Genomic DNA, 15,704 nt, shown 5'->3' on the forward strand with positions numbered 1-15,704 from the left:
CCTATAAAATTTATATAGCCTAACCAGCTGTATTTCAGTATCCCTTTTTTTAATTACAGTTATTTAGATACGTATGATGTATAAATTACTTAAAAAGTTATTTGTTCTATTCTGTGTTGTAGCATTTTTTTCAAGCTGTCGTAAGCAAGCTTTTGAAGATTACTATGGCCGCCCCGATAACTTGCAACCGCCTATTTACCAGGTACTAACCAGTAAAGGTAACTTCACTAACCTGCTATCGGTTATTGACATGTCGGGGTATAAAAACACCTTGAGCGCTGCCGGTTACTGGACCTTTTTTGCTCCAAACGATGCCGCGTTTCAAAAGTATTTTGCCGATAACAATACTACGCTTGCCGCAATAGATTCGGTAACTGCCCGTAAAATTGTTACCTATTGCCTGGTATTCAACGCGTTTCAAACTAACCATATCGCCGATTTTCAATCTACGGCAGGTTATGTGGTAAATAATGCCTACAAGCGTCGTACTGCATATTATGACGGATTTTACACAGGTCAGGGGCCAGACGGGGCTTCTACAGTGTTAATATCTGCTAACCGTAATGGTACTTATTTATTTGGCGATAATAACAATAAGTACATCCCTTATTTTTATTCGACCTATATGGCAGCCAAAAATCTTACCGCTGCCGATTATAACTACTTTTTTCCTACCAGTACCTATACTGGCTTCAACGTAGTAAATGCGGCAGTAGTTAACAAGGATATTTTGGCCGAAAACGGCGTTATACATGAAATTGACCGTGTTATAAGTCCGCTACCTAATATAGAGCAACAACTGGCGGGTAATGCCGATTACAGCGAATTTAAAAAACTGTTCGATCAGTTTGTGATCACTTATCTGCCTAATAATGATGCCACAGCCCGCTATGGTATTTTAACCGGCAAATCAAGCAGAGTATATGTTAAGCAATATGCCGCTTTGCTGGCCTATGCATTAGGTAACGAGAACTTTTTGAAAGTACAGGATAACGATGGCCAAACGGATGGCTACTCCATGTTTGCGCCTAATAACGCAACCTTTAATAAATACATGACTGATGTAATCCTGGAGTTTTACGGAACAATTAATAATTTACCTACCAGCATTATAGCCGATTTGTTGAACTCTCACTTGTTTAACACTACAGTTTGGCCTTCCAAATTTGCAACAACCACTAACTTTTTGGGCGAACCCGGACGTATTAATGCCAACAACAACGTAACCGAAAAGAAATTTTGCAGTAATGGTGTTTTTTACGGCACCAATCAGGTGCAACAGGCCAATGTGTTCAGTACAGTTTATGCCAGGGCCTACTTAGATCCGGCGTATTCATTAATGACCCGTGTTTTGGCCGGTGCAAAAACCACTATTACCAATCCGGGATTAAAATACACCCTCATTATGATACCTGATGTTACACTAAGGGCATTAGGATACGATTTTAATTCGGGTACTAACCAGTTTACCTATACGGTGAACGGTACTGCAAGTACGGCGGCCGTTGCAAGCGCTCAAATACAAAGAATTGTAAACCTATGTGTTATACCAACGCCCGAAAGCGAAATGGATAACCTGGGCGGCCAGGGTATTATTGAAACAAGTGGTACAGAATATATACGCTGGAACAACAATACTATTTTTGCGGGAGGTAATTATGAAAAAAATGTAGTTCTTAACGTAGTTAATTCACGTACCTATACTAATGGTAAGGTTTATTTTGTAGGCAGCGGTTCGTTAGAGTACCCTGTAGCTACTTTAGCTTCAACCATACTTAAAAATGCTGGAAATGTAAATGCGCCCTATTATGATTTTTACCAGTACCTGATCAATTCAACAGCTTACAGCACAGGTTCATTAGAAATTTCCGGTTTAACAAGTGGTGCCAGTTATACGGTGTTTATACCTACTAAAGCAGCTATACAACAAGCAGTGCGCGATGGGATTTTACCGGGCACAGTAGTAGGATCTGTAGTAACACCTACTTACAATCCTCCATTGGTAGATGATAAAGCCAAAGTAGCCAGGTTTATACAGTATCATATAATTAACGGCGTAACCATAGCAACCGATGGTAAAAAGAGCCCTAACGGTGGTAATTTCCCTACTTTTCTTACCAATGCCGCCGGTGATAAACTGGAACTGATCATCAATAACCTGCCTAATAATTTAAGAGTAACGGACAATTTTGGCCGGGTATCTAATGTGGTTAATGCCAACAGCAATATATTGGGTACACGTACTTTATTCCACCAGATTGATAATTACTTAAAATATAACTTTTAACCAAACCAGGACCAACTTATATGAGAAGACTTTTATACCTAATTATTTATTCGGTTGTTATCCTGTGTGTTTTTTCTACCTGGAATGCTAAGGCGCAAACCGGAGAAAAGATCCTGATCAAAGGCCGCATTATTGACTCGAGGGACAAACTCCCTGTTATTGGTGCAACTGTTGTTGAACAAGATAATGATAAGCGTACTATTACCGGAGCCGCTACCGATATTGATGGTAACTTTGCCATTAAAATAAGCAGTGTAAACAACAAAGTATCTATTTCCATAATTGGTTATAAAACCAAAATACTGGATATTGGTACCCGCAGAGTGTTTAATACCACACTCGAATCTAACAGTAATTCGCTTAATGAGGTTACTGTAACTGCAAGGCAGCAGGTTAACAACGGTAGTGGTTTAACTATTGATAAGCGTGACCAAACTACTTCTACCGTAACCCTGAATGCTAAGGATGTGGAAGAATTACAGGCCACCACCATTGACCAGGCTATTCAAGGCCGTTTACCTGGTGTTGATATTGTTTCCAACTCGGGTGATCCGGGCGCGGGTATGTCTATCAAAATACGTGGTACCAGTACCATAAACGGTGCCACCAACCCCCTGATTGTGGTTGATGGCGTGCCTTTTGAAACCACCGTGCCATCGGGTTTCAACTTTGCAACAGCCGATAATACGCAGTATGCCGATCTTTTAAGTATCGCTCCGTCTGATATTCGTGACATATCCATCCTGAAAGATGCCGCAGCTACCGCGGTTTGGGGTTCACGTGCGGCCAGTGGGGTATTAATTATTAATACCAAAAGGGGGGTTAGAGGGGCACCAACCATTTCGTACACCTTTAAAGGTACTTCCACTCAACAGCCCACAGGTATCCCGCTTTTAACCGGCGATCAGTACTCTACCTTTATACCCGAAATGTTTATGAACGAAACGGGTACCCCGCTTAATACATTTACCATTAAAGAATTTGAGTACGACCCTAATAACCTGTACTTTTATAATAACTACAGCCAGAACACCGATTGGCAAAAAGCCATTTCGCAGCGTGGTAATGTGTTCGATAATAACATATCCATATCTGGTGGTGGCGATAAAGCCCGTTACTTCGCTTCTGTAGGTTATAACTCACAAATAGGTACTACCGTTGGTACTGGTTTAAAAAGATTAAACACCCGTTTAAACTTAGATTATATCGTATCTGATAAAATCAGGTTCACCACATTTGTATCTTACGCCCATACCACTACCGACTATAATTACTCGGGAAGCAGTAACGGTACAGGTAGCGATGGTGTGCGTAACATTGCCTCCATCAGGGCGCCTAACAGCAGTATATACGAGTATAACGAGTTTGGTATTTTAACCCCCAATTATTTTACCCCGGCAGCTAACGTACAGGGCCAGTATCCTGGAACGTATAACCCGGTTGCTATGGCAAATACCGCTTTAAACGGCTTGGTTAACGATCGTATTACTCCTCACTTTTATTTGCAGTATAATATTTTGAAAGGCGTACTTAACGCTACCAGTGATGTGGTGTTTGATATTAATAATGGCAAGCAAAACCGCTTTTTACCTCAGCAGGCTACAGGAAGGCCGTTTACAGAAAATAATGTAAACCGTGCCTCTTATTCCGATTATGATGTTTACAGTATATCAACCAAAACCAATTTGGTTTTTACACCCCGCGCGAGCGAAAAGCACTCGTTTACCGGTTTGTTATCTTTACAGAGCAACGATGTAAAATCCTTATCGCAGGGTCAGCTGGTTAGTAATACTGCCTCAGATCAGTTACAGGACCCATCCTCTCCAGGGCGGTTAAACATTGACAATGCCATTAACTCCTCCATAGTTCAACGCCGTGATGTGGCGGCTTTGCTTAACGGGCAATACAAATTTCTGGATCGTTACATTATTAACGTTGCCGTACGTGGCGATGGCAGCTCGCGCTTCGGTTCAAATAACCGTTACGGTTTGTTTCCTTCAGTATCGGGCAGGTGGCGTGTATCGGGCGAGCCCTTCATGAAAAGTGTTTCTAAAAAATGGCTGGATGATCTGAGTTTCAGAGGAAGTTACGGTGTAAGCGGTAGCGCTCCAAACGGCGATTACTTGTTTTACAACAACTATGTTAACAACTCAACCAATTACTTAGGCCTTTCGGGCTTATACTCTAATAATATACAGCTCGATAACCTGAAGTGGGAAACCCTGGAAGGTTTTGACGCCGGTATTAACCTCATTATGTTTAAAAATCGTTTGAACCTCGATTTTGGTATATACCGTAACCGTACTAAAGACCTGTTAACTACTATCAACCTTTCATCGTTTAACGGTTATAATTCGGTACTGCTTAACGCCGGTACGCTGGACAATCAGGGTTTTGAGTTCAGTATATTCAGCACACCTTATAAATCAAAAAACTTCATTTTCGATTTTAACTTTAATATCTCCAGCAACATTAACTCACTGCGTTCGGTATCTCCTTACTATCCTACGCAAAGCGGTAACACTAATGTTAATGGTTCGTACCTGTCTTTATTACAGGTTAACAATCCGCTGGGATCGTTTTATGGCTATAAGTTTAAAGGTGTTTACAAAGATGCCGATGCCACTATAGCCCGCGACGCTGCAGGTGCTAAAATATTAAGCCCAAGCGGCACACCGGTACAAATGCGTTTTAATTACCCCGCAACCGATTATTTGTTTAAACCGGGCGATGCCGTGTATGAAGATATCAATCATGATGGTAACATTAATTACCAGGATGTGGTTTACCTGGGTAACGGCAGTCCCAAATTTACCGGAGGTTTTGGTCCAACCTTAACTTTCAGAGGTAATTTAAAATTACAGGCTTACTTTAACTTCCGTACTGGTGGTCAAATTATTAACGGTACCAAAATTAGTACCACTAACCAGTACAGCTTTAATAACCAAAGCACGGCAGTACTGCGCAGGTGGCGTACCGAAGGTGATGAAACCGAAATACCCCGCGCGTTATACAGGGCCGGTTACAACTGGTTAGGATCTGACCGTTATGTGGAAGACGGCACATTTCTACGTTTCAGATCAGTTACGGCACGTTATACTTTTACCAAAGCTTTCGCCCGCCGCTTAAAAAGCAAAAACCTGAGCCTTTACCTAACAGCCGAAAACTTGCTGACATTAACCAAGTACACCGGTCAGGATCCAGAAGTATCCACCCGTGGCGAAGGTATATCGCAAGCTACTATCGATTATTCGACAACGCCGCCGCTTAAACAGTTCACTTTAGGTTTAACAGCAACATTTTAACATTTAAATTAACATATAATGTTTAAAAATATACTATATAAAACACTGTTGGTTACCATATTAGCTTTAACAGCCACTTCCTGTAACAAGTACCTGGAACTGCGCCCGCAAGATGGTATTACGCGCGACAAGTTTTGGCAAACCAAAGAGCAAATACAAGCTGCAGTTATTGGGTGTTACAGCTCCATGCAGATTACCTCGGGCCGCACACCTGCCGAAACATTTTTTGTGTGGGGAGAACTCAGGGGAGATATGATTGCTCCGGGTATAGGTATGTCTATCGACGAAACTAACGTCATCAACGTTAGTATCCTATCAACCAATGCAGTTACCGACTGGCGTAACATTTACAGGGTAATTAACTTTTGCAACAATGTAATTGATTTTGCACCCGGTGTAAGAGGTATTGACAATACCTTAACGCAGGAACAGTTGAATGCCTACCTGTCTGAAGCTTTGACCGTACGTGCGCTCATGTATTTTTACCTGGTGCGCAGCTTTGGCGATGTACCTTTAAAATTAAAGTCTACCTCGTCTGACAGTGAATTGGAGCAGCTGGCTAAAAACACGCAAAAACAAGTGCTGGACCAGATAGTTGCCGATTTAAAAACAGCCGAGGGTTATGCCGTAACTACTTATGGCGATAACGCGTCGGACAAAGGCCGTGTTACCCGTTATACGGTTAATGCCCTGCAGGCCGATGTTTACTTATGGATGGATAACTACAATGAAACTATTGTTGCCTGCGATAAGATTATTAGCTCGGGTAAGTTTGGCTTGGTTACTGGTAACAATGCCTGGTTTAACACCGTTTTTGGTACTGGTAACAGCAACGAGGCTATTTTTGAATTACAGTTCGATAGCCAGGTTTTAAATCCTTATTTCAATATGTTTACTACATCAAGGCGCAGGTATTTAGCCGGGCCAAGTGTTGTAGAGCAGGTTTATACCGTTGACCCACTTAACGAAAACAATTACGATATACGAGGTATAGATGCTGCCGTACGTACCGGCGACCAAAGCATTTATAAATATATAGGTTTAAACCGCGATGTAGCCCGTACGCAGGATGTATCGTACGCTCACTGGATATTTTATCGTTATGCCGATATATTGCTACTGAAAGCAGAGGCCTGTGCCTATGTAGGCCGTGGCCAGGATGCCTTAAACATTGTTGAACAAATACGCATACGTGCCAACGCCTTAATAACTTCGGCCGAAACACCATCGCCGGAAGACGGAGAAGGTGTTGCCAATTATGTACTGGCTGAGCGTAGCCGCGAGCTGGCTTATGAAGGCAAAAGGTGGTATGACCTTTTACGGAATGCCAAGCATAATAACTACGCCCGTATTAGTTTGTTAACCGAGGCTGCCATTATATCGGTACCCGGTGCGGTACAGCAATCGGCCATTAATAAGTTGAAAGACCCTAACAGTCACTATTTCCCTATTAATCAGTACGAAATACAAACTGACCCTAACCTGATACAAAATCCTTTCTATAAATAATTAGTAAACATAATTGTGCGTAAGATGAAAAATATAATGAATAGGATTATGCCTGCTATATTAATGGCAATAGGCATACTGTCGATCACTTGTTTCAACAGCTGCAAAAGAGAATACATTAATTACTCTACCACCAGCGATGTAAACATATACAGCTACCTTGAAGCCCAGGCCGATCAGTTTTCGCTGTTTAAAAAAATTATTGATAAGGCCGGTTACGCCAGCTTTTTAAATACTTATGGTAACTACACCTTGTTTGCCTCTAACAACGATGGGGTGAACGCTTATTTAAAAGCTACGGGTAAAGCCAGCGTTGACAATATTGACGAGGCAACAGCTAAAAATATTGTGAGTATTAGCTTAGTGCCCGATACCATTGCCACCCAATTATTTACCGATGGAAAAATGCGTACCCCAAGTACTGCCGGCCAGTATTTAATAACAGGTGCTGCAAATGTGGGCGGTGTATCGAGCATTACGGTTAATAAACAGGCTAACCTGGTAAAAGGCAATTTGAGGTTTGGTAACGGTTTAATACACATTATTGATAACGTATTACTGCCTGCGCCTTTAACCCTGGCGCAAATGATAGAGCAAAACCCCAATTACTCAATTTTTTCGGAGGCATTAAAAGCTACCGGTTTTTATGATACTTTAAACGTTGCCGCTGCGGCCAATACTAATATAAACCGTAAATTTTTAACCCTGGTAGCGCAAACTAACGCTGTATTTAACGCAGCCGGTATAGCCGATTTTAATGCGCTGAAAACCAGATATTCTACCACAGGCAATCCTAAGAGCCCAACCGATAGCTTATACCTGTTTGTAGCCTACCGCGTTTTCCCCGAACTGTCATACCTGTCAGATATTGTAGCCACATCTTCGCACTCCACCCTGGCACCGCTCGAGGTAACTACCAGCATGCTGCAAGGCGATAAAATATTGTTGAATAACGATATATTTAACGGGGTATTGGAGCCAGGAGTTCAGTTAGACCGTGCCCTGAGCGATAATTCGGCATCAAACGGTGTATTGCATTCGGCAGCATCTAATTACAGGATTAAAGTACGTAAGCCAACACCAGTATATTTTGATTTAGGCGATCAGCCCGAAGTGCGCCGCATACCCGGTATGTACCGTGGTGGTGGCAGTAAGCGTGTGAACTTCAACCTCGGAGAACTGGCAGATGTTACCTGGATAGGCAGGGGCGGAGCAGGTAATTTCTTTGCCTATTTAAATACACCCACTGTACCCGGCTCGGGCGATTATTACTGGGGTAACGATTATGTTTATTTCTCTGATCGTTTTCAGCCCAATAGTAATGGTATGGCACAAATTGAATTTAAAACACCTTTACTGGTTAGGGGCAGATACAAAGTTTGGGTAGGTTATAAACGTATTGGTACCGGTAACCCGGTTGTGGTAAGTTTTGATGGATTGGCACTGGCTAATTTGCTTTACTTAAACGAAGCCACCGCCGATAATCAATCAGACGCGTTGCTGGAAAGCCGTAACCTTAAACGTTATACCGAATCGCCGGCGGTGAGTAATTCCAATGGCTTTACCAGTAAAATGGTTGGAGTTATCAATGTAACTACTACCGACAGGCATTTTATCAGGTTTAATTCTAACGGTACTTTATCTCAGCCTGTTGGGTTTGATATGGTAGAGTTTAGGCCTATTGATATGGCAAGCCAGATATTGCCAAGGTTTGGCCGTAATGGGTCGCTTATATACTAACAACCTACTAACCAATTATACACGAAACCGATTTTTAAAAAAGGATGAATCTATATAAATCAAGATACCTGCTTGTACTGCTGTTAATTACTGCCGCACTGTCGGCCTGTAAAAAACAATGGGACGACCGTACCGCCATTACCGATCAGCAACTGGATAAAAACCTGATGCAAAAAATTCAGGAAAACACTAACCTGAGCACCTTTGCCGGTTATTTAACCAGGCTTGGTTACGATAGGTTATTATCGGCCAGTAAAACCTACACCGTTTGGGCTCCTGATAACCAGGCCCTGCAAGGAATAGATCCTGCTGTGGTTGCCGATACGGCTAAGCTGCGCCTGTTTGTTAATAACCATATTGCCAACCAGGCTTATTTAACCAGTAATGTGCAGGTCTCTTTAAGGATCCGTACTTTAATAGGTAAAAAAATAACCTTTACACCTACCTTAGTTGAAGAGGCTACTATAACCAGCGCCAATCAATATGTAAGTAATGGGGTATTGCATATAATTAATGCAACGCTGGCACCCAAATTAAACATATCCGAATACATCAGGAGCCTTACAACGGTTGGAGCCCTGCACAAAGCTTATATTCTGCGTCAGGATACTGTTTTAATAGATACGGCAAAAGCAACAGTAGCAAGCGTTGACCCGGTAAGCGGTAAACCTATTTTGGTGCCGGGCACAGGCACCGTGAGTCAAAATAAATACTTTAACCGGGTAGCTAATTTAGCCAGCGAAGATAGCTTGTACACTTATTTTGTATTAACCGATGCCGCCTACAATACCGAGCGTAGTAAAGTAAGCCGCTTTTTTACCACCGTTTCTGGCTCGGCCGATACCACTATGAATATTTTAGCCGCCTACAACGTGCTTAAAGATGTAGCGGTAAGAGGAGTGATATTACCTGCTAACCTGCCTAATTTTTTAATTTCGGTAAAAGGTGTGGAAGTGCCTGTTAATAGAGCCGCTATTGTACAAAGCTACAGGGCCAGTAATGGCATGGTGTACGTAATGAGCAGTATGGACTTTAAGTTGGCAAATAAAATTACACCAATTGTAATTGAGGCCGAAAAACCATCGTTCTTTACTAACACATCCCGCAGGAACAATATACAGTATCGCACTAAAAAAGATCCTTCACAAAACATATACAGCGATTTGCTGGTGTCGGGGTCAGATCTTCCTTCGGCCTATTATGCCGCCTACAGGCTTAGCGGCTTATATACCTGCCAGTACCGGGTGGTTTGGAGAGCCATCAACGATTTTGGTTATGCAACGCCTACCAACATTTCGCAAAGATTAGGCTTTAGCCAGGTCACACTTGCTGCCGATGGCACTTATACGGGTTTAGTTAGCTTTCCGTACACCGCTGTAACTCCTTTAAATTACAGCGAACAACAGCTATCAGGAGCACCGGTTAGCGTTGTGCCCGGAGCCACTATCAACTCAACCGGCGGTACTTTAAATGTAAGTAAATACAGCTCAGTAAATATGTTTTTACAGGGTGCTGCTTCTACCGCGCTTAATACCAATATTTTTACAGCCGATTATATTAAACTGTACCCTATATTATTATAACCATACAACCTTAAATATGCAAAATTTTACTAAAGCAATTAGTTTAATACTTTTCTTTTGCCTGTTGTGTGGTATTAAAGCCAATGCCCAGGAAACTGACAGTACTTCAACGCAGCGCACCGATAGCGTTGCCATTTATAAAGCCGATTCGCTTAAAAGGGCACAAGGTAGCAAAGTAAGCGGTATTTTAAAAGATGCGGCCACTGGTAAGCCGGTATCGGGTATTAATATAAGCATCCCTCAATATTCGGCGGCCATTAGTGACGAGAAAGGAGCCTTTACCATTGGTGTGCCAAATTATGATGCCATACTCATGATCAAAGGACAAGGCTATCAAACTAAAGAAGTTCCTTTAAAAGGCCGTTCTCAATTGCCCGCCATTGTACTTTTTGAAGAATCCTTTAGCTCTATATATGATGTAGCTTACTTTCCTTACAGCCAGGTGCCGCTTAATCAGGTGGCCAATGCTGTAAACTCGGTAAACACGCAGGGTGCATGGGAACCTACCAGCCTGGAAATGCCCGATACGTATTTACAAGGTAAAGTGGCCGGTTTAAATGTGATACGCCGCTCGGGCACGCCCAATGTGGGAGCCAATTTATTTTTACGCGGTTTTAACTCCCTCAACGGAACTAACGCCCCCCTTCTGGTGGTTGATGGAATGATCTATGATACTTTCCATTATGGTAACTCACTTATTAGCGGTCATATTAATAACCCCTACAATAATCTCGACCTGCGCGATGTTCAAAACTTTACCATATTAAAAGACGCTGCCGCCAGTGCCTACGGTACCAAGGGTGCCAACGGTGTTATTATACTAACAACCAATGGTGCCCCCGAACTGGCTACCAAAATAGATTTAGGTATATACAGCGGCTATAACTACATCAATTCAGGCTTTCGCTTACCCATGATGCAGGCGGGCGATTACCGCACCTATTTATCAGATGTGTTGCGCACCAGCAGCATGACGCCTGAGCAAATTGCGGCCCAGCCTTATTTTAATGATAACCCCTCGAACCCCCAGTATGCTAACTACCATAACAATACCGATTGGCAAAAGCAGGCTTTTAAAAACGGGTTCAACCAAAACTATAACCTGCGCGTATCCGGTGGAGATGACGTAGCCCGTTACGCTTTAGCTTTAGGTTATGGCAACAATAAAGGCATAACCCGTTTAACCGATGTAACCAGGTTTAATACCCGCTTTAACGCCGATTTAAATATAAGCCAGCACTTTACCGTTAACGCCAACCTGTCTTTCAATTATAACGAACAGAAGTTAAAAGATCAGGGCCTGTCGCCAACTACGAATCCCTTATACCTGGGACTTATTAAATCGCCTTTGCTACGTATAAGGCAGGTTAACAGTGCAGGCATCGAATCGCCCAACCTGGCCGATGTTGATATTTTTGGCATAGGTAACCCCGAAGCTGTTATATTAAACTCGCAGGAAGTAAACCGTAACTACCGCTTTTTTGGTAATATTAGCTTTAAATACCAGTTTAACAAATACCTGGCCGCACAAACCCTCATTGGCATTACTGCCGATAAGGTGCGCGAAAGCTACTTCATCCCTCGTGCCGGGGTATCTAACGATAGTGTATCTAACGCGGTATTAGATAGCAGGCTGGGTAGCCAGGTACAACGCTTGTTTAACGTTTACAGCGATACCCGGGTATCTTACAATCGCAGCTTTAACCGTGTACATACCTTAGGCTTAGTATTAGGTACCCGTTTCACCCAAAATAATGCCACCACCAACTTTAACCAGGGCTTTAACTCGGCTATCGATCAGCTGATATCGGTTGGTACCGGCGATCCGTTATTGCGCCGTACCGGTGGAGATATTGGTAAATACCGTTGGATCAATAATTATTTTACCACCAATTACCAGTTATACAATAAATACATCCTGGCATTTAACCTCACCGCCGATGGTTCTTCGCGCTTTGGAAGCCAGGCTGATGGTGTATCGCTGGGCGGCGTAAAGCTGGCTCTATTGCCTTCGGTATCGGCAGCATGGGTAGTATCATCTGAGAAATTTATGGCCGACCTTAATTTTGTAGAGATGTTAAAACTACGCGCCAGTTATGGCCTTACCGGTAATGATGACATTGGTAACTATTCGGCACGTCAGTATTATATCTCGCAAAACCTGCTGGGCCTGCAGGGCTTGGTTAGGGCCAACTTTGGTAATCCTCAATTACAATGGGAACTTAATAAAAAGCTTAACTTCGGTTTCGATGCCTCGTTTTTGCAAGAACGTTTAAGCATAACCGCCGATGTGTTTAAAAATACCACCAGTAAAATGGTAACCCAGGAAACTGCACCAGCAGCATCGGGCTTATTGTACCTGTTGGCAAACAATGGCGGTATGCAAACCAAAGGAGTAGAGCTATCGGTAAATGGCCGTATTATAAACACCACTAATATTAAGTGGGATTTGGGTTTTAATATTGCTACTTATCGTAATAAAATTACACAGTTGCCGGGCAATAGTATGCAAACCCAGTATGCCGGTGCAACCATATTAACACAGGTAGGCTTACCTGTAGGTATGTTTTATGGTTACAAAACCAATGGTGTTTACACCAGCAATGCAGAGGCTGTTGCAGCTAATGTATCCGTTCGTAACGCACAGGGTAATTTAGTGGCACAACAAGGCGGTGATATGCGTTTTGTTGACTTAAACAACGATCGTATTATAGACGATAAAGATAAACAGGTTATTGGTAACCCTAACCCCGATTTTACAGGCGGTGTATCAACAGGCTTTACCTACAAGCGTATTACGCTTAACGCGCTGGTAACCTTTACAAAGGGTAACGATTTGTATAACTATACCCGCCGCCAGATAGAATCGGGTAATAATGCCAACAATCAATCCTTAGCCATTATTAACAGATGGCGCGGCGATGGACAGGTAACCAATATACCACGAGCTGCCTTCGGCGACCCGGCGGGTAATGCTGCCTTTAGCGACCGTTGGATAGAAGACGGTTCGTATGCGCGTTTGCGCACCCTCTCGGTAAGTTACGATGTGCCTTTAAAATATAAAGGCTTTAAATACCTTAAAGTGTATGCAACCGGTAATAACCTGGTAACCTTTACCAAGTACCTGGGCTACGATCCCGAATTTGCCGCCAACGAAAACGTGTTGACCAATGGTATAGATACTACGCTGGAGCCACAGTTTAAAACAGTTCAGTTGGGTATTCGCATAGGTATATAGTATAATAAGATTTGATAATAACGATATGAAAAGATCTTCATTTAAATTAATAAATAAAACACTGCTACTGGTTTGCCTGATGGTTACATTTTCTTGCAGGAACATGCTGGATGTGGAGCCCGAAGGCCAGGTAGATATTACTAACCATTACCGTAATATTTACGATGCTAACTCGGCGGTAATAGGCATATACGGGCAGCTCATGAACATTGCCGACAGGTATATTATACTAAACGAATTGCGTGCCGACCTGGTAAGCCCTACCATTAATGCCGACCAATACCTGCGCGAACTAAACACGCATAGCGTAACGGCCAATAACCCCTGGGCCGATCCTAAGCCTTTTTACAACATCATACTTAACTGTAACGATGCTTTAAAAAACTTTAACATTATGTTAAAAGATGCCAAGATACGCCAGGAAGAATATAACCAGCGCTACGCCGATGTAAACGCGGTGCGTGCATGGCTGTACCTGCAACTGGGCATGCATTTTGGTTCGGTGCCTTACGTTACCGATGCGCTTGAAAATATAGAAGCGTTAAAAGATGAAAGCAAGTTTCCGCGTATTCCGTTCGATGAAATGCTCGATAAACTGATTGCCTCAATGGCCGGCGGCTATTTAGAGGTTTATACTACTGCTACCAATACAACAGGTTCAACCAGTACGTCGTTAAACACCACAGTCGATGGCTATCCTACCAACCTGTTCTTTATTAATAAACGCTGCCTTTTAGGTGATCTTTACTTGTGGAGAGGCAAATATACCGACGCGGCAAGGCAATACCGTATTATTACCGAGCAAGGGTACACCAACGAACAAGGAGGCGGTAACCTAAGCTTTTGGCAGTTTAAACCCACTTACAGTATTTTTAATATCACGTACACCCGTGCAGGCGATGAAACATCGTTTGTGGATGATAATACCACTTATTCTGGCTGGAGATCTATATTTGGAGCTGCTGCACAAAGTACCGAAACCAACTCCGAGTGGATCTGGTCTATCCCGTTCGACAGGAATTTTAAACCGGCCAATCCTTTTATCGATCTGTTTTCGAACCAGGGCGGGCGCTATTTGCTTACCTCATCAAAACTGGCGTTAGATAACTGGAACGCCCAAACACAAAACAACGGTTTCCCGTATGATGCCCGTGGGCGCATTTCGGTAAAAACAATTAACGGCCAGCCGGTAATTATGAAACAGTTGTACTATTTCCTCAATGGTACAACCTATCAGCCTATTAACATTCTGCAAAAACAAGGCCGCTGGTTATTGTACCGTGCCGCTACGCTCAACCTGCACTTTGCCGAGGCCGCTTGCCGCGATAATTATGTAGATGTGGCTTACTCCTTAACCAATGTTGGCGTATTAGGTGTATTTAGCGGTATATTTCCTACTCCTGTGCTGGTAAGTACAGGGCGAAATGTACCCACAGATGCTACTAATATTTTAAAAACCAACAAACCGGCACCATATGACCTGGATGCCCGTTACGGCGATGTGCCTTCTTACAGAGGGCCATGGCACAGGCAAATTGGTACACGCAGCCGTGCAAACCTAACCCTTTTACCTCCAGCTTTAATAAATGGCGGCCCCGATAGGGGAGGAGATATGATAGGTATGGAAAATGCCATTATAGACGAGGACGGCCTCGAACTTGCATTTGAAGGACAGCGATGGGGCGATTTGGTTCGTATAGCTTTGCGCCGTAACGACCCCTCTTTTGTAGCTAATAAAGTGTACGAAAAACTGACACGTGAAGGTAACCCGCAAGCTTCGGCCGCACGTAGCAAACTGCTATCGGCCAATGGCTTGTTCTTGCCGTTTAAACTTTAATTATATAAAGCAGCTTTTTTAAGGGCTTCCTTATATAAACAGCAAAATAATGTTACCTATAAATGTTGGTTATCATTTTTTGGTGTGCAAGGTTGCATAAGCTTTAAGTTGTAAAAAAAAGATAGGTTGTATAAATACAAAACCATTTGCCGGTAAGGCAAGTGGTTTTTGCGTAATAGCAGGCCAGCGTAATTTTATGTAAAAA

7 protein-coding genes are annotated in these 15,704 nt (G+C 42.8%); all 7 read left to right on the forward strand.

Annotated elements, in window-relative coordinates; all coding sequences use genetic code 11:
- The first annotated feature begins 73 nt into the window (after window positions 1–73).
- The 7 genes from ACFQ3S_RS10830 to ACFQ3S_RS10860 are packed head-to-tail and all read left to right on the forward strand — an operon-like array spanning window position 74 to window position 15,499.
- On the forward strand, window positions 74–2,287 hold the full coding sequence (locus tag ACFQ3S_RS10830) for a fasciclin domain-containing protein (RefSeq protein ID WP_377164215.1): 2,214 nt from the start codon (window positions 74–76) through the stop codon (window positions 2,285–2,287).
- A 20-nt stretch (window positions 2,288–2,307) separates the two neighbouring features.
- Complete coding sequence (locus tag ACFQ3S_RS10835) at window positions 2,308–5,592, forward strand: SusC/RagA family TonB-linked outer membrane protein (RefSeq protein ID WP_377164217.1); 3,285 nt, start codon at window positions 2,308–2,310, stop codon at window positions 5,590–5,592.
- Between the two features lie 18 nt (window positions 5,593–5,610).
- Window positions 5,611–7,101: a RagB/SusD family nutrient uptake outer membrane protein gene (locus ACFQ3S_RS10840; RefSeq protein ID WP_377164219.1), complete on the forward strand. Its 1,491-nt coding sequence runs from the start codon at window positions 5,611–5,613 to the stop codon at window positions 7,099–7,101.
- Window positions 7,102–7,149: 48 nt separating this feature from the next.
- Entirely contained in the window at window positions 7,150–8,841 is a 1,692-nt protein-coding gene (locus ACFQ3S_RS10845; RefSeq protein WP_377164221.1) for a fasciclin domain-containing protein, read from the forward strand.
- Between the two features lie 44 nt (window positions 8,842–8,885).
- Window positions 8,886–10,424 carry a fasciclin domain-containing protein gene (locus ACFQ3S_RS10850; protein WP_377164223.1) on the forward strand — a complete coding sequence of 513 codons (1,539 nt, stop codon included), beginning with the start codon at window positions 8,886–8,888 and terminating at the stop codon, window positions 10,422–10,424.
- Window positions 10,425–10,440: 16 nt separating this feature from the next.
- On the forward strand, window positions 10,441–13,662 hold the full coding sequence (locus tag ACFQ3S_RS10855) for a SusC/RagA family TonB-linked outer membrane protein (RefSeq protein ID WP_377164225.1): 3,222 nt from the start codon (window positions 10,441–10,443) through the stop codon (window positions 13,660–13,662).
- 25 nt (window positions 13,663–13,687) lie between these two features.
- Window positions 13,688–15,499 (forward strand): RagB/SusD family nutrient uptake outer membrane protein, encoded by a 1,812-nt coding sequence (locus tag ACFQ3S_RS10860; protein ID WP_377164227.1) that lies wholly within the window; start codon window positions 13,688–13,690, stop codon window positions 15,497–15,499.
- Window positions 15,500–15,704: the final 205 nt, after the last annotated feature.

The organism is Mucilaginibacter terrae (assembly GCF_042679325.1).
Taxonomy (GTDB): domain Bacteria; phylum Bacteroidota; class Bacteroidia; order Sphingobacteriales; family Sphingobacteriaceae; genus Mucilaginibacter; species Mucilaginibacter terrae.